The 23,111-nt window shown below is 43.7% G+C and carries 22 protein-coding genes; 21 read left to right on the top strand and 1 reads right to left on the bottom strand.

The window, feature by feature from the left end; translation table 11 throughout:
* The first annotated feature begins 17 nt into the window (after positions 1 to 17).
* The 8 genes from srtB (at position 18) to cydC (ending at position 10,069) form a co-directional block, all read left to right on the top strand.
* A complete protein-coding gene (gene srtB, locus MHB83_RS03800; protein ID WP_226804436.1) occupies positions 18 to 770 on the top strand; it encodes a class B sortase in 753 nt (250 codons plus the stop codon).
* A gap of 18 nt (positions 771 to 788) precedes the next feature.
* A complete protein-coding gene (locus tag MHB83_RS03795) occupies positions 789 to 1,727 on the top strand; it encodes an ABC transporter substrate-binding protein (protein WP_310026279.1) in 939 nt (312 codons plus the stop codon).
* Positions 1,724 to 2,737 carry an iron ABC transporter permease gene (locus MHB83_RS03790; protein ID WP_050944543.1) on the top strand — a complete coding sequence of 338 codons (1,014 nt, stop codon included), beginning with the start codon at positions 1,724 to 1,726 and terminating at the stop codon, positions 2,735 to 2,737. Before MHB83_RS03795 ends, MHB83_RS03790 begins: the two co-directional genes overlap by 4 nt.
* A gap of 1 nt (position 2,738) precedes the next feature.
* Entirely contained in the window at positions 2,739 to 3,860 is a 1,122-nt protein-coding gene (gene isdG, locus MHB83_RS03785) for a heme oxygenase (RefSeq protein WP_212045709.1), read from the top strand.
* A gap of 331 nt (positions 3,861 to 4,191) precedes the next feature.
* The gene (locus MHB83_RS03780; protein ID WP_003214979.1) at positions 4,192 to 5,607 is read left to right on the top strand and encodes a cytochrome ubiquinol oxidase subunit I; all 1,416 of its coding nucleotides are present in this window, start codon (positions 4,192 to 4,194) and stop codon (positions 5,605 to 5,607) included.
* On the top strand, positions 5,594 to 6,610 hold the full coding sequence (cydB, locus tag MHB83_RS03775; RefSeq protein WP_044140290.1) for a cytochrome d ubiquinol oxidase subunit II: 1,017 nt from the start codon (positions 5,594 to 5,596) through the stop codon (positions 6,608 to 6,610). Before MHB83_RS03780 ends, cydB begins: the two co-directional genes overlap by 14 nt.
* Entirely contained in the window at positions 6,610 to 8,346 is a 1,737-nt protein-coding gene (gene cydD, locus MHB83_RS03770) for a thiol reductant ABC exporter subunit CydD (protein ID WP_342496647.1), read from the top strand. The genes cydB and cydD overlap by 1 nt, the downstream gene beginning before the upstream one ends.
* The gene (cydC, locus tag MHB83_RS03765) at positions 8,336 to 10,069 is read left to right on the top strand and encodes a thiol reductant ABC exporter subunit CydC (RefSeq protein WP_342496646.1); all 1,734 of its coding nucleotides are present in this window, start codon (positions 8,336 to 8,338) and stop codon (positions 10,067 to 10,069) included. The genes cydD and cydC overlap by 11 nt, the downstream gene beginning before the upstream one ends.
* Before the next feature lie 57 nt (positions 10,070 to 10,126).
* On the opposite strand, the gene MHB83_RS03760 is transcribed toward cydC, so the two are convergent.
* Entirely contained in the window at positions 10,127 to 11,164 is a 1,038-nt protein-coding gene (locus MHB83_RS03760) for a pectate lyase (RefSeq protein WP_226804433.1), read from the bottom strand.
* 474 nt (positions 11,165 to 11,638) lie between these two features.
* Between MHB83_RS03760 and sigY the strand changes: the two genes are divergently transcribed.
* The 13 genes from sigY to MHB83_RS03695 all read left to right on the top strand — a co-directional run bounded on the left by sigY (position 11,639) and on the right by MHB83_RS03695 (position 22,932).
* Entirely contained in the window at positions 11,639 to 12,172 is a 534-nt protein-coding gene (sigY, locus tag MHB83_RS03755) for an RNA polymerase sigma factor SigY (protein WP_003214662.1), read from the top strand.
* The gene (locus MHB83_RS03750) at positions 12,169 to 12,480 is read left to right on the top strand and encodes a YxlC family protein (RefSeq protein WP_106029460.1); all 312 of its coding nucleotides are present in this window, start codon (positions 12,169 to 12,171) and stop codon (positions 12,478 to 12,480) included. Before sigY ends, MHB83_RS03750 begins: the two co-directional genes overlap by 4 nt.
* Positions 12,477 to 12,689 carry a transcriptional regulator gene (locus tag MHB83_RS03745; RefSeq protein WP_268459130.1) on the top strand — a complete coding sequence of 71 codons (213 nt, stop codon included), beginning with the start codon at positions 12,477 to 12,479 and terminating at the stop codon, positions 12,687 to 12,689. Before MHB83_RS03750 ends, MHB83_RS03745 begins: the two co-directional genes overlap by 4 nt.
* A gap of 312 nt (positions 12,690 to 13,001) precedes the next feature.
* The gene (gene gdhA / locus MHB83_RS03740; protein ID WP_284907497.1) at positions 13,002 to 14,372 is read left to right on the top strand and encodes an NADP-specific glutamate dehydrogenase; all 1,371 of its coding nucleotides are present in this window, start codon (positions 13,002 to 13,004) and stop codon (positions 14,370 to 14,372) included.
* Between the two features lie 83 nt (positions 14,373 to 14,455).
* Positions 14,456 to 14,569 (top strand): hypothetical protein, encoded by a 114-nt coding sequence (locus MHB83_RS03735; RefSeq protein WP_003214702.1) that lies wholly within the window; start codon positions 14,456 to 14,458, stop codon positions 14,567 to 14,569.
* A 125-nt stretch (positions 14,570 to 14,694) separates the two neighbouring features.
* Positions 14,695 to 16,077: a copper amine oxidase gene (locus tag MHB83_RS03730; RefSeq protein ID WP_284907496.1), complete on the top strand. Its 1,383-nt coding sequence runs from the start codon at positions 14,695 to 14,697 to the stop codon at positions 16,075 to 16,077.
* A 73-nt stretch (positions 16,078 to 16,150) separates the two neighbouring features.
* Positions 16,151 to 16,765, top strand: a complete 615-nt coding sequence (locus MHB83_RS03725; protein ID WP_335355900.1) for a sortase — start codon at positions 16,151 to 16,153, stop codon at positions 16,763 to 16,765.
* A gap of 236 nt (positions 16,766 to 17,001) precedes the next feature.
* On the top strand, positions 17,002 to 18,945 hold the full coding sequence (locus MHB83_RS03720) for a BglG family transcription antiterminator (RefSeq protein WP_335355899.1): 1,944 nt from the start codon (positions 17,002 to 17,004) through the stop codon (positions 18,943 to 18,945).
* A gap of 122 nt (positions 18,946 to 19,067) precedes the next feature.
* Positions 19,068 to 19,373, top strand: a complete 306-nt coding sequence (locus tag MHB83_RS03715) for a PTS sugar transporter subunit IIB (protein WP_003214824.1) — start codon at positions 19,068 to 19,070, stop codon at positions 19,371 to 19,373.
* A gap of 14 nt (positions 19,374 to 19,387) precedes the next feature.
* Positions 19,388 to 20,737 (top strand): PTS cellobiose transporter subunit IIC, encoded by a 1,350-nt coding sequence (gene celB / locus MHB83_RS03710; RefSeq protein ID WP_003214998.1) that lies wholly within the window; start codon positions 19,388 to 19,390, stop codon positions 20,735 to 20,737.
* A 26-nt stretch (positions 20,738 to 20,763) separates the two neighbouring features.
* Positions 20,764 to 21,090, top strand: a complete 327-nt coding sequence (locus MHB83_RS03705; protein WP_003215078.1) for a PTS lactose/cellobiose transporter subunit IIA — start codon at positions 20,764 to 20,766, stop codon at positions 21,088 to 21,090.
* Positions 21,087 to 22,415 (top strand): 6-phospho-beta-glucosidase, encoded by a 1,329-nt coding sequence (locus tag MHB83_RS03700; protein WP_342496645.1) that lies wholly within the window; start codon positions 21,087 to 21,089, stop codon positions 22,413 to 22,415. Before MHB83_RS03705 ends, MHB83_RS03700 begins: the two co-directional genes overlap by 4 nt.
* Positions 22,416 to 22,533: 118 nt before the next feature.
* A complete protein-coding gene (locus tag MHB83_RS03695) occupies positions 22,534 to 22,932 on the top strand; it encodes a hypothetical protein (protein WP_050944532.1) in 399 nt (132 codons plus the stop codon).
* The last annotated feature ends 179 nt before the right edge of the window (positions 22,933 to 23,111 follow it).

The following is a 23,111-nucleotide window of genomic DNA, read 5'->3' as shown; positions in this document are numbered from 1 at the left end:
AAAGCAGGTGAGACAGTGTGAAAAGAGGAAAACGGGTCTGGCAGCGGATGCTGACGATCGTCTGTTTAGGTGTATTCATTTATAGCGGGTCGGCCATTGGCTTAGAGCTGTTCGGCTATTATCAAAATCGTCAGGTGCTTGCAAAGGCTCAGACGATGTATGGACATGAGCAAGGAATGAATGAAAGCCGGGAGCCGGGAACCATTCGTACGTCATTTGATGAACTGCGGAAGGTAAACGATGACATTGTCGGCTGGATCAATATGAAGGACACGATGATTCAGTACCCAATTGTCCAATCTCGCGATAATGCGTTCTACTTAACCCGTAATTACTTAAAAAACGACACCCGGGCAGGCAGTATTTTTATGGATTATCGCAATGACGTCTTGCATGAAAGCCCGAATACTGTGGTGTACGGACATCGGATGAGGGATGGGTCCATGTTCGCTGGACTCACAAACTATTTAAAAAAGGATTTCTTCGATGAGCATCGGACATTTCAGTACGATACGCTGTATCAAAGCTATGAGGCGGAGATTTTTGCCGTGTATGAAACAACGGTGGACTTTGATTATATACAAACCGATTTTCAAGATCTTGGCGAATATGCGCACTACTTGCAATCTGTGCGAAAAAAATCAATCTACCAAACGAAGATAGACGTGTCCACAGATGACCTCATTCTCACTCTATCGACCTGTGATCATGTACTTGCACCGAAAAACGGGCGTCTCGTGGTACAGGCAAAGCTAAAGAAAGTTTACTAGAAAAGGAGAGACAGACGGTTGAAATTTTCACATGTGATCTTCGTGGGACTTGTCTTGATGCTTCTCCTCAGCGGATGCAGTCAGGCAGCACCTGTAGAGAAAGGGAGCGGTCAAGGTGCGCTGAAGATAAAGGACTTTGCCGGCAGAACGCTGTCGTTTGAGGACTCCCCTCAGCGTATTGTCTCATTATCGACTGGAGACATGAGCATCCTATATGCCTTAGGCGGTGAGGTGGTCGGTCGTCCGGCCGCCGAATTACCAGAGAGCTTACAACAGGCTACATCAGTCCAAACAATTGGTACCACACATCAATTTGATGTAGAGCTCATCACAAGCTTAAAGCCCGATGTTGTACTTGGGAATGAACAATTAAACAGCAAGGACATCTCTACAATAGAAGGAATTGGTTCACAGCTTCTTTTGACAAGTGCCAATTCAGTAAAGGACATCCAGCGACAAATTACGTTATTCGGAGATTTGCTAGGGAAGCAGCAAAAGGCAAAAGAGCTTAACAAGCAAATCGATCAGCGGAAAAAGCAGGTCAAACAGCCTCAGAAAAAAGTGAAGACACTCGTTGTATACGGGGCACCTGGCACATATATGGCGGCACTTCCTCAATCCTTAAGCGGAGATTTACTGCACATCGCTGGAGGGACGAACATTGCTGAGAATGAACCAGCACTCGAGAAATTCCCTCAATACGCTCAAATCAATGCAGAAAAGGTCATCGAAGCTGATCCTGATCTTATCCTGCTTATGACCCACAGCAATCCTGAAGATGTGAAAGCGGGCTTTATGAGTGAAATGAAACAGAATGCCGCATGGCACGATGTATCAGCCGTCAAACATGGACACGTCGAGATTCTGCCTAGTGATCTATTTGGGACGAATCCAGGCGCAGACGTGATGAGAGCGATTGATGAGCTAGAGAAAAGATTGAAGCGATTGTCATCATGAAAATGAATGCAGAATTAGATTTTCAAAAAAGACAGTCGAGGCGAAGATGGCTGATACCCGGACTATTCATCTCGTTAGTTGTAGGCGCATGCCTAGGGCTTGCATTAGGTTCTGTTCAATTATCACTGCAAGATTTACTCGCTGCTTTGACGGGATCAGGTCAGCCTGTCCATGAGAAAATTGTGATGGATTTACGCCTACCGCGCGTTCTCATCGGTTTCATCGTTGGGGCCTGTCTTGCAGCATCAGGGGCGATTTTACAAGGAGTCGTCCGAAATCCACTCGCTGACCCTGGCATCATCGGTGTGACGGCTGGCGGCGGATTGGCTGCTGTGCTTAGCATGATTGTGTTTCCGCAATTCACGTATTTGCTGCCAGCGGCTGCTTTCCTTGGCGCTTTATTAGCGGCACTTGTGGTGTATATGCTCTCATTTGATCAAGGGGTTTCACCGCTGAAGCTGATTTTGGCGGGAGTGGCAGTCAATGCCCTGCTTGGGGCGGTGATGAATGGGTTTATGGTGCTTTATAGTGAGCGTGTGCAGGCTGTTCTGCCCTTTTTATCAGGAGGATTAAATGGACGGAGCTGGCATCATCTAACCTTCGTGTCGCCATATGCGCTTGCTGGGTTGTGCCTTTGTTTTTTTGCCATCAAGCCGGCAAATCTTCTTTTGCTTGGCGATGAATCGGCTCAGCTGCTCGGTCTCAGAGTAGAGCGCACCCGGTTTTTCTTAATTGCACTGGCGGCACTTTTAGCTGGTGCAGCAGTAAGTGTGAGCGGCTTAATTGGATTTGTCGGACTAGTCGTTCCTCATTTTATCCGTCTTTTAATTGGAGATGACTACCGGTATCTGCTGCCAATCTCGATGCTGGGCGGAGGCGTGCTTGTGGTTTTTGCAGATACAGCCGCAAGGGTATGGTTTACGCCAGTTGAACTGCCTGTCGGTATCCTGCTTGCCTGCATCGGTGCACCTTTCTTCCTCTATTTATTAAAAAAGAAAGGGAGGGGTTAAGTTGGATGTGATCGCTATGGATGACGTGAGTCTCAGTCAAGGAGGCTTTCAGCTGTCATCAATTTCAGCAGCTGTTCCTAAAGGAAGCGTGACAGGAATTATTGGACCGAATGGATCAGGGAAGTCGACTTTTATTAAAGCAGCCGCACGTCTTACGTCAATCGAAAGCGGCACGATATACATTCACGATATACCGCAAAAAGAGATGACGGCTCAGGAGATTGCAAAGGAAATCGCCGTTCTCATGCAGACGAGAACAGCCATTCCATCTATGACCGTACGGGAGCTGGTCGCACTTGGACGCAGTCCGCATCGTTCGATCTGGAAAAAAAGCTCGAAGACAGATCAAGAAGCGATTGAGTGGGCGCTTGATGTGACCAATAGCCGGATCAATGAAAATAGAATGCTGCATACATTGTCTGGTGGAGAAAGGCAAAAAGCGTATATTGCGATGGCGCTCGCTCAGAAGACAGAGACGATTATTCTGGATGAGCCGACAACTTACTTAGATATTGCGCATCAGCTTGATTTACTAGAGCTGCTCAAACAGCTGAATAAGACGCATGGAATCACCATTTTAATGGTTCTTCACGACCTGCAGCAGGCAGCAAAATATTGTGACCGCCTTATTGCGATGAAACGTGGTCAGATTTATCAAATAGGGACACCAAAAGAAGTATTAACAGAAAGCTTTTTCAAAGAGGTCTTTGGGATTCAGGCTGAAGTTCACTTAGACGGTGAGCACCCGCTTATTATTCCAATCGCTTCGATCCAACAACAAAAGGGAGATGAACAAAACATGATCATTGTCAACAACCAGGTAAGAGTAGAAAAAGGCAGTGCCGACCACCTCGTCAAGCGTTTTAACAAGCAGGGACAAGTAGAATTCATGGAAGGATTTTTAGGCATGGAAGTATGGGTCACACAGCAGACAACCGATTACGATGAAGTGACCATTCATACACGCTGGAATCGAAAAGAAGACTTTGTGAATTGGACAAAATCTCAGGCATTTGGTGATGCGCATGCTCATGGAAAAGCGAAACCTGAAGGTCTATTAAAAAACAAAATTACGTACTATGAAGTGCAAGTCACTAGACCAGCTTTACAGAAAAAAGCCTAAAAAAGAAACACAGCGCTGCAACTCACGTGCAGCGCTATTTTTTTACGTTTTTTTACTTTCTGTCACATATCTTTGACAAAGTATTCAAACAACTGACACAATACCTCCCAATTTTTAGGTAAAATTTACTTTATTTTTGAAGCGTATGGGTGTAAAGTACAGGTATAAATAACTAACCGAATGAAAAGCAAGAGTAAAATTTCACCGAGTAAACCATTTCAAACAGGCTATTGTTTGTGAACCATTGAACAAATAGTGAACATTTTGTGAAATGGTGAGCATAGACATTTCGAATCATTCGGCATGTGAAAGTAAGGGAGGATGTAAGGCTGTGAGTGAGCTGTTTTTAGCAAGATTTCAATTTGCTTCAACGACATTATTTCATTTTATTTTTGTTCCTATGTCAATAGGTTTGGTGTTTATCGTTGCATTGATGCAGACCCTTTATGTCGTCAAGAAAAAAGAGATTTATAAAAAGATGGCGAAGTTTTGGGGTCATCTATTCTTACTCAATTTTGCAGTAGGTGTGGTGACAGGGATTCTCCAGGAATTCCAGTTTGGGATGAACTGGTCAGATTATTCAAGGTTTGTCGGTGATGTATTTGGTGCACCGCTTGCCATTGAAGCACTGCTCGCCTTTTTCCTTGAATCTACATTTATTGGACTTTGGATATTCGGCTGGGATCGTCTGCCGAAGAAGATTCATTTATTGTGTATTTGGCTTGTTTCCCTTGGTACGATCTTTTCGGCGTTTTGGATTTTACTCGCCAACTCATTTATGCAAGAGCCAGTTGGATTTGTCATTAAAAATGGCCGTGCAGAAATGAATGACTTTGGCGCTCTTGTAACGAACCCGCAGCTTTGGGTTGAATTCCCGCACGTTCTGTTTGGTGCGCTGGCTACAGGTGCATTCTTTATTGCAGGAGTTAGTGCCTATAAAATGATCAAAAAACAAGAAATCGCCTTTTTCAAAAAATCATTCCAGATTGCCATGGTTCTCGCTTTAATTTCTGGTTTAGGTGTGGCATTCTCTGGACATGATCAAGCGAAGCACTTAATGGAATCACAGCCAATGAAGATGGCAGCAAGTGAAGCCCTTTGGAAGGATAGTGGAGATCCAGCGGCTTGGACACTATTTGCCAATATTGATACAGATAAAAAAGAAAACTCTGCGGAGATCAATATTCCGTTTGCTTTAAGTTACTTGGCTTATTCGAAGTTTAGTGGAGATGTGCCAGGCATGCTGACCCTTCAAAAAGAATATGAAGCAAAGTTTGGTCCTGGAGACTACATTCCGCCAGTAAAAACAACCTTCTGGAGTTTTAGAATCATGGTTGGTGCCGGCATGCTGATGATTTTTGCCAGTATGATTGGCTTGTACTTGAGCTTTAGAAAGAAACTCGAAACGAACAAATGGTTTTTACGCTTCATGGTAGGGATGATTGCATTCCCGTTTATTGCGAACTCAGCTGGCTGGATCATGACTGAAATTGGGCGTCAGCCGTGGACGGTCTTTGGTATGATGACGACGGCTCAATCGATTTCGCCAAACGTATCGTATGGCATGCTGTTATTCTCAGTCATTAGCTTTACGACGATGTATCTGATTCTTGCCATCTTGCTTGCCTACCTATTCATTCGAGAAATTAAAAAGGGTGCACATTCGGAAGAGGATACAGATCAAAAGGATGAAACGGACCTGTCTACAGATCCATTTGATGGAGGCGCATATCATGGCATATCTTAACGAGATTTGGTTTATTCTTGTCGCAGTATTGTTTGTTGGATTTTTCTTCTTAGAAGGATTTGATTTTGGTGTTGGGATGTCCATGCAGCTGCTTGGAAAGGATGCGCACGAACGCCGCATTTTAATTAACACGATTGGTCCTTTCTGGGATGCGAATGAGGTCTGGCTGATTACAGCTGGGGGCGCTATTTTCGCTGCTTTCCCTAACTGGTATGCCACGATGTTCAGTGGATACTATATACCGTTTGCGGTTCTCCTCTTAGCACTCATCGGGCGCGGAGTCGCCTTTGAATTCCGAGGAAAGGTTGAGAAAGCCTCTTGGATCAAAGCATGGGACTGGGTCATCTTCTTTGGCAGTCTGCTGCCGCCGTTTTTACTTGGTGTGCTATTCACAAGTATTTTACGCGGGATGCCAATTGATCAAGACATGAACATGTACGCTGGTTTTACGGATTTTGTGAATCTTTATTCAGTGATTGGCGGGTTAGCTGTGACGGTTCTTTGCCTTCTGCACGGATTGATTTTCGTCACACTTCGTACAGAGGGTGATTTAAGAGATCGTGCGAGAAAGCTTGGCAAGCGTGTCCTGCTGATTGCTCTGCCAGTTCTTGTCCTATTTGTTGGTGTATCTATCATGGAAACAGACATTTATACGGTACGCCCGATCATCACCATTCCGTTAACTGTCCTCATTGTGGTTTGTTACGTAGCGGCGCTATTCTTTATGAAAAAAGAACGTGATGGCTGGACATTCCTATTCACAGGTGCGGGCATCATGGTGACAGTGACGATGCTGTTCACTGCATTGTTCCCGCGCGTCATGATTAGCTCAATCAACCATACGTTTGATCTGACCATTCAAAACGCTGCATCTGGATCTTATTCACTGACGGTGATGACGATTGTTGCCATTTCTTTGCTGCCCTTTGTGCTTGGGTATCAAATTTGGAGCTATTACGTCTTCCGTAAACGTGTAAGCGGTAAGGAGCCAATGACCTACTAATGGATAAACGTTTGCTTCAATTAAAAGGAATGAGAGGGCTTCTTGCCCTCTTAGGTATTGTGTCACTCATCCAAGGAGCAAGTATTATTTTCCAAGCACAGTGGCTGGCACATGCCATTACTACGCTGTTTGACGGGAAAAGCCTTTCGCAGGCAACGCCTTATGTCCTGCTGTTTCTTGCTGCCTTTCTGGTGCGGCACGGTCTCACCTTGATTCGGGAGAAGGTCATGTTTACCTACTCTTCCCGAATTGGAGCAGACGTCAGAAAACAGCTGTTAGACCAACTCTTTCGTTTAGGTCCAGCTTTCACAAAGAAAAAGGGTACAGGAAAGCTTGTCACATTAGCGATGGAGGGGATTGCTCAATATCGTCAGTATTTACAGCTATTTTTACCGAAGATGGTGAACATGGCTGTGATACCGGCAATGGTCCTCATCTATGTTTGGACATTAGACGAAACATCTGCCGTCATTTTAATCGTGACGCTGCCGATTTTAATTATCTTTATGATTTTGCTAGGTCTTGTCGCTCAGCGTAAAGCGGCCAAACAATGGAGATCGTATGAGAAATTATCCAATCATTTTACTGATTCTCTCCGCGGCCTTGAAACGCTTCGTTATTTAGGCATTAGCAAAAAACATTCCCGCAATATCGGGGAAGTGTCAAAGCGATATCGAAAGGCGACCATGAGCACGCTGAAGGTCGCATTTCTTTCATCATTTGCGCTTGATTTCTTTTCCATGCTGTCGATTGCAACCGTCGCTGTCTTTCTTGGCTTGCGATTAATTGAAGGAGAGCTTCTGTTATTGCCGGCTTTGACGGCGCTCATGCTGGCACCGGAATATTTCCTGCCAGTACGTGAAGTGGGCAATGATTATCATGCCACGCTAAATGGAAAAGAAGCGAATGAGGCGATGCAGGTTATTTTAGAAGAAAAGGGCTTCCGCGCGCAGGAAACACAATCAGTGCAGTTGAACGAGTGGAATGAACAGTCTGCGCTCACCCTGCAAGATGTGAATGTCCAGCATGACGAACATGCCCCTTATTCGATTCAGGATGTAGATCTCACTGTGAAAGGGAAGAAAAAAATCGGAATCATTGGTGCCAGTGGTTCAGGGAAATCGACATTAACCGATGTGCTCGGCGGCTTTGTTGAACCGACCTCAGGTCAAATCACACTAAACGGCCAGCCGCTTGTTCATTTACAGATGAAGGAATGGCAAAAAGAAGTCGTCTATATGCCGCAGCACCCTTATTTATTTCACATGACATTAAGAGAAAACATTCGTTTTTATGAACCGCATACAACAGATGAAGAAGTGGAAAGAGCTGCCAGTGAAGCTGGCTTATCTCAGCTCGTGGCGCAGCTGCCAAATGGTCTTGATGAGGTCATTGGAGAACAGGGAAGAGGGCTAAGCGGCGGACAGGCACAAAGAATTGCGCTTGCGCGAACGGTGCTGGGCAAGCGGTCCATTATGCTGTTAGATGAACCAACGGCACATCTCGATATTGAGACAGAGTATGAATTGAAGAAAACAATGCTTCCGCTGTTTGAAGATAAACTTGTGTTCTTAGCGACACATAGGCTTCATTGGATGCCAGACATGGATGAGATCATTGTCATGGATCAAGGAACGATTGCGGAAATGGGTACACATGAATCATTGATGCAAAGAAAAGGCGTGTATTATCAATTGGTACAGGAGCAAATGGGGGCGGTCACACATGGTAAGTAAAGGCTGGTTTATACCTTATATCAAGGAGAATCAAAAGCTGTTTGCGCTAGTTTTATTTCTAGGGGCAATTGCAGTATTCTCTGCTTCTATGCTGATGTATACGTCAGGATTTCTCATTTCAAAAGCTGCCACAAGACCTGAGAATATACTTATGGTCTACGTCCCAATTGTAGCTGTCCGTACCTTTGGTATTTCACGCTCAGCTGCCCGCTATGCAGAAAGATTGGCGAGCCACCAGCTCATTTTGACCATGATTGAAAAAATGCGTGTCCGCCTATATGACATGGCTGAACGAAGTGCGAAACAGACAAAGCTGGGTACAGGTGAAATGCTGGGGCTCTTGTCAGATGATGTTGAGAGACTGCAGGATGCCTATTTAAAAACCATCTTTCCATCTATCGGTGCGCTGCTTTTATATGCCGCATCGATTGGGGCACTTGGCCTATTCTCGTGGCCTTTTGCTGGCTTGATGCTGCTTTATATGGCACTTCTCGTATTTGTTTTCCCATACGTCACAGTGCTAGTGAACCGGGCGAGACAAATTCAAATGAAAAAAGGCAGAAATGAACTGTACAGCCATTTAACAGATGCCGTCATGGGCGTGAGTGACTGGTTGTTTAGCGGTAGGCAGAAAGATTTTGTTGATGAATATGAACAGAAAGAAGCGCAGCTGTTAGCGCTTGAAGCAGCTAAGCATCGATTTATCCGTCTGCGCCAGTTTTTTGCACAGCTTATCATTGGAGGAGCTGTTGTGCTTGTCGTGTATTGGAGTGGTTCCGTTGTTCAGTCAGGCTCGATGTCACACACCCTGATTGCAGCCTTCGTGCTTGTGCTATTTCCGTTAACAGAAGCCTTTCTTCCACTCTCAGATGCAGCTGGTGATATTCCAGTCTATCAGCATGCTGTCAGCAGATTACATCATTATGAAAAGCTTTCGTATGAAGGAGAATCTGATCGCAAGATAGTGGATCAGTCAGCTGTTTCTCAAGATGAAGCTGTTTCTTTTGATCAAGTGTCCTTTGGGTATGATTTGCACCAACACGTGCTAAAGCATCTGTCATTTTCATTGAAGCAAGGAGAATCGCTTGCTCTCTTGGGAAAAAGTGGTGCAGGAAAATCGACTATTTTGAAATTGTTAGAAGGAGCTGTCGTGCCAAATCAAGGAGCTGTCAGTATCCAGGGGAAACCGGTCGAAAGCATTCGAGAGAACGTGTCCACCTATGTGTCAGTACTCAATCAACAGCCGTATTTATTCGATACCTCTGTTTTAAACAATATTCGCTTAGGCTCTCCTAATGCGACAGAGGAGCAAGTAAAAGAAGCAGCGAGACAAGTGCAGCTGCACGATACCATCGAATCTTTGCCAGAGGGCTATCACACCGGTGTGCAGGAGACAGGAATTCGTTTCTCAGGTGGAGAAAGACAACGGATGGCGTTAGCCCGGATTTTGCTGCAAAACACCCCGATTGTTGTATTAGATGAGCCCACCGTCGGACTTGACCCACGCACAGAGCGTGAGCTGCTTGAAACCATTTTCCATGTGTTAAAAGGGAAAACGGTCATTTGGATTACCCATCATCTCACTGGCTGTGAGGCATGTGACCGCATTATGTTTATTGAAGATGGACAAATTGAGATGCAGGGGGAGCATCAGAATTTACTGAAAGAAAACCTGCGCTATCAAAAATTGTATGAGATGGATCGTCCGTTTTCTACAATATAAATAGATGAAATGACAAGAACGTTCGGACAGAGATTTCTGCCCGAACGTTTTGTGGTTTTAAGGATTTACCTTTCCAACACCAGCATTTGATACAACTTCTGATTTGACATTGTTCACGTTAAGCAAGGAGTAGTTATAAGGAGGGTTGTACGTACCTGTAGAAGACGTTGGCAGACTGCCTGTGCTGTTAATAAATGAGTTGTTGATGACATGCCATGTACCGACTTGACGGCTGTCCCAGCTGCCGATCGCATTTTTTGTATTTTCAAATACGTTGTGCTCAATTCTCATTTTTGCGCCCATACGAGAGTTAATTGCAGTTGTCAGGATGCCTTTGTAATAGTTGTTATAGACATGTCCTTCCCCAAAGCGCATAGATGGTACACGAGAATTCAGGTTTTCGAAACGGTTGTTGTGGAATGTGATTTTTCGGTTGTAGTTGTCGTTATCAGAGCTGCCCATGAGCATCGTTTTCCAGCTATCATGAACATAGTTCCAAGAGAAGGTAATATAGTCGGAGTCATTTTTCACATCAAATAACCCATCATAATCATCTTTACCAGAGTTTAATGTATTGTACAGTTCATTATGATCGACCCATACGTTTTTAGAAGCGCCTTCGATTCCGATGGCATCCTTGTCACCGATTTTGCTGTGATGGATTTTCAGGTTGCGGATGATGATGTTATTGGCACGCCATACTTTAATGCCAATTCCATTAAATTCACCTTTTGTGCCTTTGCCGACGATTGAGACATTGTTTGTATCTTTCACATCGATTTTATTGGCAGATGTATTAGAAGGGGTAATCGTCCCGTCGACAACAATTTTTAATTTTTCGTTTGTTCCTTTACTTTTGAGGGCAGCCAATAGTTCATTTCCAGTTTTGACTGTGACGGTTTTACCGCCTTCACCGCCTGTTGTACCGCCATTTAATGTGGAGAATCCTTGTTGATTAAAATTGGCCATAATAGAAGGGCTTTCGGGATACTTTACTGCCGCCTTTGCCTCCCCATTAGGTGCAAATAATGAAGTCACGAGACCAACCGCTAACACACCAGCTAACATTGGAACTTTTTTCTTCAAAGTCAACATCTCCATTCATTTTTGTTTTAATGTAAACGTTTCCAAAAATAAGCTGCAATTCAACTGATCCTCCTTTCTTCGCCAGTATCGCCTTTTTCGGAATGTAGGAAGAGCATAGCATGCAAAAAGGTATCATCGGCTAAGAATTGGCGCTGTGTATTCCATGATTTTCTAGAAAACTAAGGCCATGATTATTTTATTTTCGTCTAAATGAGACAAGGATCATTGACAATAGGTATTGGGATGACCTAGTGATTATGGGGGAGAGCATCTCCGCTTGATAGAAAATCAGAACGCATCATTTTGTTAGAGTCGAAAGAATGTCATAATCATTACATAAGAAAAAACTGGATATTTAACGCTTCAATTACTGGATCAACAGGGAGAAAAGCAGACAAGCTAAAAAAATAAAATCTATTTTGAACGATATCGTCATACGTGTCGTCTCATGAATAAGAGAAGAAAAAGGAAGGAGGGGTGTGTTTGGAGCAGACAGAAGAGACATTATTGATTCAGCGGGCAAAGCAGGGGGATGATGCTGCATTTACAGCTCTTTATCGCCATCATTATTCCTTTCTTTACCGTTATATAATGAAGCTCACCCTTCAACAAGAGCTTGCAGAAGAAATCATGCAAGAAACGATGCTGAAAGCGTACATGAAACTCTCTTCTTTTAGAGGAGATTCCTTATTTTCAACATGGCTCATATCCATTGCATCTAGACAATTTTTGGATCATCAGAAGAAAAGAAAACGTGAACAATTGAGGGAAGGAAAGGCGAATCAAGAGACGATACGCCGTTTTAAATGGGAGATTCAGCAAAAGGGACATACATGGCATGAGATGTGGGATGCTCTTAACGAATTGAAGGCTCAGGAGAGAGCACCGATTATTTTGCACTATTATTATGGCTTTACTTATCCAGAGATTGCTTCAATGCTCGGGATGAGAGAAGGTACTGTGAAGTCGAGGGTTCATCATGGATTAAAGAAAATTCGAAAGGAGTGGTCTCAATGAAGGAAGATCAGTTCACCGAACGTTTAAAGGAAGAGTTACAGCAACTAGATGATCAAATCGAAGTGAAAGAGCCAAGTGAACAGGCTGTCATGATGATGCTGAAGCAGGCGAAGGAACAAGAGAAAAGGCGTTTTAAACAAGAAGTACTGGCGTACGTTCTCATCAGTCTGACCATTCTCACACTATTTGTCGCTGCCATCACCCATTTGCCTATCATCTTCATTCTTCTTCAAGTAGTGAGTGTGCCGCTCTGCGTCATTGTCGGCATCAAGGAATATCAACATAGTAAAGGAGGGTCTTCCTTATGAGTCAGTCGGAGATGATCATCTTATTGTGCGCATTGCCGTTACTATTTGCGCAGGGCCTTCTTTTATTTATGGATGCCAAAAAAAGAGGACGTTATAAGTGGTTTTGGGGCATTGTCGGTTTAATTAACTTCCCATCGTCTTCTATTTTATATTGGTTTTGTGTCGTGTACCCTGATCGAAAAAAAGAGAAGGAGATCCGAAAAGATTGAGCAGAGGTCTATAAAACTTTAGGCCTTTTTTCTTGTTGAAGATCAACTAGAAATCATTCATGGTTCATCTAATTGTCAAAGAGTGCGGGATATATAACGTCTAAATCATGATTTCTAGCTCAATAGTCATTCTGTAAGGGATACTTTCTAAAAACGATTGCGGCGGCTGCTTGATCCATCTCAAATCGGCATCATTTTCATCTGTTATCAGTATTGATCAGTTTTTACAAATGGTGTTAAATTAATCTCAATATGCGTTAGAAAATCTAACAGGATAAATGTGTGAAGATATACAAAGGAGGCAGATGAGACATGTTGACCTTAGATCGAGCAGCACAAACAGCACAAAGCTACATCGACCGTGTGTTAGAAGAGGTGGAAAAACGAAATCCTGGTGAGGAGGAATTTCAGCAAGCCGTAAGAGAAATTCTCGAATCACTCGTTCCCGTTTTTGCAAAGCATCCAGAGTATGAAAAACAAGGCATTTTAGAACGACTCATCGAGCCTGAACGGCTTGTGGTATTTCGCGTACCATGGGTAGATGATGAGGGGAAAGTACAAGTTAATCGGGGATTTAGGGTTCAATTCAACAGTGCCATCGGTCCTTATAAAGGAGGCATTCGTTTCCACCCATCTGTCAATGCAAGCATTATTAAGTTTTTAGGATTTGAACAAATCTTTAAAAACGCACTGACTGGTATGCCGATCGGTGGAGGAAAAGGTGGATCAGATTTTGATCCTAAAGGGAAATCGGATGGAGAAATCATGCGTTTCGTTCAAAGCTTTATGAGTGAGCTCAGCCGATATATTGGACCTGATCAAGATGTGCCAGCAGGTGATATTGGCGTAGGGGCACGCGAAATTGGCTATATGTTTGGGCAGTACAAGAAAATGCGTGGTGCTTATGAAGCAGGTGTGCTCACAGGGAAAAGCCCTGGATTTGGAGGCAGCTTAGCGAGAAAAGAAGCGACAGGCTATGGATTGGTGTACTTTATGGAAGAAATGTTAAAAGCACATGGACTTCAATTTGAAGGACGTTCAGTTGTCGTGTCCGGCTCAGGGAATGTGTCTATTTATGCGATGGAAAAGGTCATAGAGCTAGGTGGTAAGGTCGTTGCGTGCAGTGATTCAAGCGGAGCGATTTATGATCCACAAGGCATTTCACTTGAAACAGTGAAGCAGCTGAAGGAAATAAGCAATCAACGGATTGGGGCATACATAGACATTCACCCGCATGCTGAATTGATTGAAGATTGCGAACAAATTTGGTCTGTTCCTTGTGACATTGCGCTTCCATGTGCAACGCAAAATGAAATATCTGAGATGCAGGCACAGCAGCTCGTGGAAAATGGTGTCATTGCGGTAGGAGAAGGAGCGAATATGCCTTCTACTCTAAAGGCAGTCAAAGTTTTTGAACAGAATGATATTCTATTCGCGCCGGCAAAAGCGGCGAATGCAGGCGGGGTAGGTGTCTCAGCGCTGGAAATGGCGCAAAATAGTGCAAGAATGTCTTGGACATTTGAGGAAGTAGATGATCAGCTGAAACAAATGATGCAGACGATTTATCGTCAGTGTACAGAGACAGCGGACGAATATGGACACTCTGGAAACTTAATAGTAGGAGCAAATATTGCAGGATTTCGCAAAGTGGCAGATGCGATGATCGCACAAGGCGTGATTTAACTCCTGCTCTCCCGCACCTGTTTATTTCATGACAAGATGGGGAATCTTCCTTGTAAGAATGACAATAAGGAGGCGCGGGAGAAATGAAAAAATGGTTGAAACAAATTTTTAAATGGGCACCTGTGATTTATCCAGTGGTGAGAAAAATATATAAAGAGCGGAAAGCATCTAAACGTCGTAACGTATCAGCCGGATAATCCGGCTTTTTTTATGCAAGCATGACCGATTGTGCGCTAAACAAAAAAAGATGATAGATTTGAATGATCCATTTCATGCTTCTTTCCGTTAAGTACATAACAAACGGAAAGAGGAGGAAAAACAGATGAACATGAAAAAAGCGATTTTAACCATTCCGCTTAGCGCAGCATTACTATTTCCGGCAGCCCATAGCGCAAGTGCACACGAAGGACATATGCATGGAGAGGCAAAGAAGACATCTTCGTCACAAGAGGTGTCAAACAAAGCAACCGATCTTCGAGCAGCACTAGACCAGTTATTTTCGGAGCATGCCTACTTAGCAGTCATCACAATGCAAAAGGGAATTGACGGCAGCAAAGATTTTAAACAAGCAGCGGCAGCGCTAAATGACAACACAAATGACTTATCGGAAGCCATCGCTTCTGTGTACGGAAAAAAAGCAGGGAAACAATTCAAAGACATTTGGTCAAGCCATATCGGCTACTTTGTGGATTATGTACAAGCAACCGCAAAGAAAGATGAGGCAGGTAAAAAGAAAGCTGTCAAGCAGCTTGATCAATATCGAGTCAAACAAGCCGACATGCTCGATCAAGCAACAGGCGGGAGATTGAAAGCAAGTGAGCTTGAAGAAGGCTTGAAGATGCATGTGAACGAATTATTAAAAGCGTTTGACAGCTACACAGAAAAGGATTTTGATACGACCTATGAGACTGTTAGAAAATCCATTCATCATATGTTTGAAGTAGGCAAAGGCGTATCGTGGGCGATCACAGATCAATTTCCTGGGAAATTTGATCATAAATCTGTCGATACACCAGCCGCAGATCTTCGTGAAGATTTAAACTACTTGTTCTCAGAGCATTTGGCACTTGCGGTCGTTGCCATGCAAAAAGGAAATGATGGTAGCAAGGACTTTGATCAAGCAGCAGCAGCTTTGAACGAGAATACAAATGATTTATCTAATGCGATTGCATCTGTTTATGGTAAGGATGCAGGAAAACAATTCAAATCCATTTGGTCAAGCCATATTGGTTACTTAGTTGATTATGTCAAAGCGGATGCGTCAGGAGACAAAGAAGCGAAAGAAAAAGCTGTGAAAAACTTGGATGCATATCGGATGAAGCAAGCGAAATTTCTAGATCAAGCGACAGATGGCCGTTTAAAGGCGGCGGATTTAGAAGCTGGCTTAAAAATGCATATTGATGAGCTGATCAAAACATATACGTCTTACCATAATGGCGAATATGATCAGCTTTATCCAACAGTGAGAGAAGCATACGGTCATATGTTCATGGTCGGTCAAGATGTCGCAGCAGCGATTGTTGATCAGCATCCTGAACTGTTCAAATCTAACATGCCTAACGAAATGCCGAAAACAGGTATGGGAGGCACAGCCGGTCCTTTAGGTATGTCATATGAAGCATTTGCGGGATTAATCGCAAGCTTGATCCTAGCAGGCGGTGCAATGGGTGCGTTCTTCCTAATTCGTCGTAAGACATCAAATTAAGCTTATATCAAAACAAAAGGGGGGGAACGTGCACAATCGTGCCGTTCCTTTCTTTCAAAGGAGGCAGACTGACTTGAAAAGATGGCTGTTTGGTCTTCTGATGCTTCTTGTCATCACGGGCTGTGCATCAAAATCGATGGATGATTCGTCATCCGCTAAAACAACCTCATCTCCTGAAAAAATGACAACAAACCAAGCCACAAAACAGTCTCATTCAAAAGCCATGTTAAAAGACGAACCGTCCGGTATTGTCCCGGCTGAAATTGCGATTCCGGCGATTGATGTCAAAGCAAAAATAGAGAAAACCACTTTATCAAAGGATGGCAGTATGGGGGTTCCAAAAAATACGGACAACACAGCTTGGTTTAAGGATGGTCCAAAGCCAGGAGATAAAGGAAATGCCGTTATGAATGGTCATGTTGATCATAAGTGGGGACCTTCTGTTTTTTATCGATTGAAGGAGCTGAAAAAGGGAAACAAGGTAATCGTGACATCCATATCAGGTAAAAAGCGAACCTTTGAAGTCGTCAAAGTGCAAAGCTATCCGCGTGAAGAAAAACCAAATGCGTTTTTCGGGTATGCTTTTACACGGAATCTCAATTTAATCACGTGTACAGGGACATTTGATCATGCAGCAGGGACTCATGAAAAAAGATTGGTTGTCTTTACGCAGCTGATTTCTTCATAAAAGGCGATGATACGGAGGTGTATCGCCTTTTTTTCATGGTTTCCCCAACGGTCCTGCCAAAAGATTCATAGGTCATTGGATAGGGTTTGTTGTATAAATAGGGGCGTTTGTCATATAAATGAGATGGCAATTTTTATTTCTTTTCAGTAGAATATGAGTAATGAAGAGAACTGCAAGCGTATACACCTTGTCCAGACAAGGCAGATTCTCCACCCTTACATAAGGAGGCCGATCTGATGCTGAGTAAAAGACTGGCGCACATCTTAAGTCAGCTCATGGCAGCGGAGACCCCGCTCACAAGCGCTGCGCTTTCTGTCAGTTTACAAGTAACAAGCCGCACCATTCGTACAGACATCAAGGAACTGAACGACTGTCTTGCTCCTTATCAAGCGGCTGTAACAGCTGTTCGAGGAGCTGGTTATGAGCTGTTGATCAACGATGAGAATGCCTTTCGCCGTTTTATGAAAGAGGAGGTCGAACAGGAAGAGCCGCTGGCTGTTCTGCCAGAGGAGCGCGTTCGGTTTATTTTAAAAAAGCTGCTTCTCGCAGAATCTTATGTGAAACTGGAAGACTTACAGCAGCTGCTGTTTATTAGTAAATCGACGATGAGTAACGATATGAAATGGGTTAAACGCAAGCTTGAGCCCTTTGATCTGAAGCTGGAAGCGAAGCCGAATAAAGGCTGCCGGATCAAAGGATCGGAGATGAAAATTCGTTATTGTATGTCAGAATATTTATTCAGTGAACGCCGATCCTGCCAAACGATGCTGAACACGGCAGTCACCATTTTGCCAAAACATGAACTGGAATTGATTCAGAAAACAATCATTGATTATATCAATGAAGAACGAATGAATCTATCAGACATTTGCATGAATAATTTAATCGTTCATGTCGCGATTGCCTGCAAACGAATTAGACACGGAAACTATGTATCTGTTTTGCCAGAGGAAATCAATGAGATTCCACGGGCAAAGGAATACGAGGTGGCTAAAAAAATGGTGGAATGCCTTGAAGGACTGCTGGAAGTCTCTTTTCCACAAGAAGAGATCGTCTATATCGCCATTCATTTATTAGGAACAGCCAAAATGGTGCAGTCCTTTTCATCGAGCGCTCAAAAACAAATTGTGGATGATGACACGAGCCGTCTTGTCCAGCTGATGCTCCAAGCCATTGATCAAAAGCTGCAGCTTGATTTAGCCGGTGATGCGGAATTAATGATTGGGCTGAGTCTGCACTTAAAGCCAGCCATGACCCGGTGTAAATATGGGATGAACTTAAGAAATCCAATGCTTGATGAAATAAAGGCGGGGTATCCACTTGCCTTTGAAGCAGGAATTATCGCCAGCAGGGTCCTTGAAGAAGAGGAGGGGCTGAGTATTCATGAGAATGAAATCGGATATATGGCGCTTCATTTTGGTGCGGCTTTAGAACGGAGAAAGATGGAGATTCCACCGAAGCGATGTCTCATCGTCTGTGCGTCTGGTGCAGGAAGTGCAAGACTGCTTCAAGATCGTCTGCGGTCACAATTTGGGTCGAAGCTGACCATTTTAGGAACAGCAGAGCTTTATTCGCTTCCGCATGTCTCTTTACATGCCATGGATTTGATTATTACAACGGTCCCGATTCAGATGGATTTACCGATTCCAGTCATACAAGTGAACACCATTTTGGGAGGCGGCGACTTTTTAAAAATTGAAGAAGCCCTGACGAGTGAAACAAGGGTGACATTGGCCTCTCAATATATGAAAAAGGAATTGGTCTTTACAAAACGCGCCTTTCAAACAAAGGAAGAGGTCATCACTTTTCTCACGAAACAAGTTATCGATATGGGATTAGCACCAGCAGAACTTACACCTTCTGTGATGGAAAGAGAAGAGGCTGCACCGACATCCTTCGGGCATTATACAGCCATTCCGCACCCTATGACGCCGCTGACAGAAGAGACATTTTGGGCGATCTGTTCATTAGAAAAACCGATCATATGGGGAGAGAAAAAAGTTCAATTTGTTTGCTTGCTTTGTGTCGAAAAAGAGAATGCCAAAGATTTAAAAGGGATGTATCGTCTGCTGGGCGAGCTTGTGCACAATGTGAAATTCATTCAGCATCTCATCGCCTGTGATACATTTGAAGACATGCTCGATATCATGTATAAAAAGGCCCCTTCGTACAAGAGCTAACAATGTGATCTTAACTTTTTCCGCTTCCTAAAGGAAAAAGTATAGGTGTTTATGAAAGCGTTTTCATAATATGATGAATGTGTAAAGAAAAGCTACACACTTTCAAAAGGGGGCGTTTACACATGAACATCTTATTGGTTTGTGCAGCAGGTATGTCAACAAGCTTACTAGTCACAAAAATGGAGAAAAGCGCACAAGAACAAGGAAAAGACTATCGTATTTGGGCAGTATCTGGAGATTCAGCAAAAAATCATATTGATCAAGCCGATGTGCTTTTATTAGGACCACAGGTTCGATATTTATTACCACAAATGAAAAAGCTCGGAGAAGAAAAAGGGATTCCAGTCGACGTCATCAATACCGTGCATTACGGCGTATGTAATGGGGCTGAGGTTTTAAAATCTGCTGAACAGTTAGTGAACGGATAAAGGGGGCGGAAGGGATGAATGGATTCAACCGATTTCTAGAAGAGAAGGTCATGCCGTTTGCAGGGAAGATTGCCGCTCAAAGACATTTACAAGCATTGCGTGACGGAATTGTTTTAACCATGCCTCTCATTATTGTCGGTTCACTGTTTCTCATTTTAGCCAACCTTCCGATCCCAGGATACAGCGATTTTATGGCAAGTATCTTCGGAGCAGAATGGGCCACGAAACTATCCTATCCTGTTAATGCGACCTTTGACATTATGGCACTTGTTGCAACCTTCGGGATTGCCTACAGGCTTGCTGAAAAGTATGCAGTGGATGCCCTATCATCTGGTGCGATCGCTGTTGCAGCTTTCCTTTTGGCAACACCATATCAAGTTCCTTTCACACCTGAAGGCTCAACAGAAGCCATCTTAGTAGGTGGGGGAATTCCAGTTACATTGATGGGCAGTAAAGGGTTATTCGTTGCCATGATTATTGCCATGCTTTCAACTGAAATTTACCGATTCATTGTCCAGCGGAATATCGTCATTAGGATGCCTGATGGTGTACCGCCAGCAGTGAGTAAATCGTTTATCGCACTTATTCCAGGTTTTGTGGTCATCACGCTGATCTGGGTCGCTAGACTTTTGATTGAGATGACACCATTTGAGAGTATTCATAATATCATCACGGTCTTAATTGGCACACCGCTTTCCATTCTTGGTGGAAGCTTAGGCGGAAGTATTGTCGCCATTGGTGTGCAAATGCTCCTCTGGGCATGTGGTATTCACGGAGCAACCATTGTCGGCGGCGTCATGGGCCCAATTTGGCTCGGTGCGATGGATGAGAACCGTCTCGCATTCCAAGCAGGAGAAGTGCTGCCAAATATCTTCACAGCGCAGTTCTTTGAAATCTTCATCAATGTCGGCGGTAGCGGTGCAACGCTTGCCTTGGTGCTGACGATGATCTTACGTGCCAGAAGTAAACAAATGAAACAGCTTGGCCGACTTGCCATTGGGCCAGCCATCTTTAACATCAACGAACCGATCATCTTTGGAATGCCGATTGTTATGAATCCAATGCTTCTGATTCCGTTTATCCTTACGCCTATCATGATGATCATCACGACATATATCGGAATGAGCACAGGGCTTGTCGCAAAACCGGCGGGGATTGCGGTCCCATGGACGATGCCGCCTATCATTTCAGGCTATCTCGCCACAGGAGGCAAAATCTCAGGTGCTGTCATGCAGCTGATTAACCTAGCGTTGTCATTCGCTTTATACTACCCATTCTTTAGAATGTGGGATAAGCAGAAATTAAAAGAAGAAAGTGAACTAGAAACAAATGCAACAACTGATGAAAATGTCGTCAGCATGTAATAGAGGAAACAAGGGGGATGCGGCCGATGGAAATGGAACAAATTGTGTTTCAACTCATCTTACACGGCGGGAATGGCAGAAGCTCTGCGATGGAGGCCATTACATGTGCAAAGCAAGGGAATTTTGATGAGGCGAAGCAAAAATTGCAGGAAGCACAAGACGCGTTAAATGAGGCGCATCACGCACAGACAGAGCTGATCCAAGGAGAAATTAGAGGAGAAAAGACCGATATTAGCCTCTTAATGATCCATGCACAGGATCATCTCATGAACGCAATGACCGTCAAGGAACTTGCGGCGGAAATCATCGAGCTCCATGAAAAAATGAAGCAACTCGGAGGTGTCAATTCATGAAAGATAGAATCAAAATTGTCACAATAGGCGGAGGATCAAGCTATACGCCTGAGCTTGTCGAAGGATTTATCAAACGATATCATGAATTGCCTATAAAGGAATTATGGCTCGTGGATATTGAAGCGGGTCAGGAAAAGTTAAACATCGTGGGTGCTCTCGCGAAACGCATGGTCGAAAAAGCCGGTCTGCCGATTGAGGTACACCTGACGCTTGACCGCCGGGAAGCCCTGAAGGACGCAGATTTCGTGACAACACAATTTCGTGTAGGACTGCTGGAAGCACGGGCTAAGGATGAGAGAATCCCACTTAAATATGGCGTCATCGGTCAGGAAACGAACGGACCAGGCGGCTTATTTAAAGGCCTTCGAACCATCCCAGTCATTCTAGATATCGTGAAGGATATGGAAGAGCTTTGTCCAGATGCATGGCTTGTGAACTTTACAAATCCGGCGGGCATGGTCACAGAAGCTGTGCTACGCTACACAAATCTAAAAAAAGTAGTCGGTCTATGTAATGTCCCAATTGGGATAAAAATGGGGATTGCCAAGGCGCTTGATGTGGAAGTTGAACGGATCGAGGTACAGTTTGCCGGTCTCAATCACATGGTCTATGGATTAGACGTGTATTTAGACGGGGTCAGCATTATGGATCAAGTACTCGATGAATTAGGAAACCCGAATAGTCAGTGGTCTATGAAGAACATTGAAGCGAAAAACTGGGAACCTTCTTTTGTAAAAGGATTAGGAGTGATCCCATGTCCGTATCATCGCTATTACTATAAAACAAAAGATATGCTGGAAGAAGAGCAAAAAGCGGCCCAAGAAAAAGGAACAAGAGCAGAGGTAGTCCAGCAGGTCGAGCACGAATTATTTGAGCTCTATAAAGATCCTGATTTATCGATTAAACCACCACAGCTCGAAAAAAGAGGCGGGGCATATTACAGTGATGCGGCATGTAACTTAATCAGCTCCATCTATAATGATAAGCATGACATCCAACCAGTCAATACAGTGAACAGAGGGGCGATTGCCAGCATTCCGGCTGATTCAGCGGTTGAAGTGAACTGTATCATTACGAAGGACGGACCAAAACCAATCGCGACGGGTGATCTGCCTGTAGCTGTGAGAGGGCTCGTTCAACAAATCAAATCATTCGAGCGTGTGGCAGCAGAAGCGGCAGTCACAGGAGATTACGAGACGGCTCTTGTGGCAATGACGATCAATCCGCTTGTCCCTTCTGACGAAATTGCAAAGCAGATTTTAGATGAAATGCTCGAAGCACATCGTGAATATTTACCGCAATTCTTCAAATCAGTCAAAGCGTAAAACAAAATGGCCCCTTTATGGGGTCGTTTTTTTATCATGGCCCCATATGGAAATTCAAGAAAGAAGTGTATGATATAAAAAACAGCATGTATGGCTTCAAAGAAAGGACGGTTTGAGTATGGTTGCAATTGGTTTAATGCTTTACGGCTTTATCGTTCAACCTCTGTTGAGTTATGGCACAGTGGTCTTGTTTTTGTATGGCATCATCGCTTCTTTTATTGGTCTTATTCGTCATAGACAGTATGTATGGATTTATGTTCTTCGCCTACTCGTTTGTTTTACCATTCCAGCAACCAACCTGTTGATGTATTTCGCAACAATTGGTGGAGATGAAAGAGACTTTGATTTTCAGCCGATGCCGTTTGTTTATTATCTTGTCTTTATCATAGAAATCATCATCGTTTTTTTACCAGAGATCTTTCTACTAATCGAAAGAAAGCGGAGCATCAAAGGGAAACAGTGGATATATATAGGGGCGATTGTGGGTGTATCGGTCTTGTTTTGGTGCACGATTTGATGGGAAGGCTGACTGGACATCTAAGTCTATTTCCCCTTCTTGTTGCGTAACCTTTTTCGTCTAACCTTTACAAAAGTAATAGAAAGAGCAAGGATAGAAATTCCGAGAAACTTAAATAGAAACCGGGTGTGGAACGGTGAATCGTCGAAGCCTGTAGCGATGATGATCGATCCGATGCA

Source organism: Bacillus sp. FSL K6-3149 (assembly GCF_038630515.1).
GTDB lineage: Bacteria > Bacillota > Bacilli > Bacillales > Bacillaceae > Bacillus > Bacillus pumilus.
Note: the sequence above shows the minus strand (reverse complement) of the source record. Positions and strands in the feature narration are given on the sequence as shown.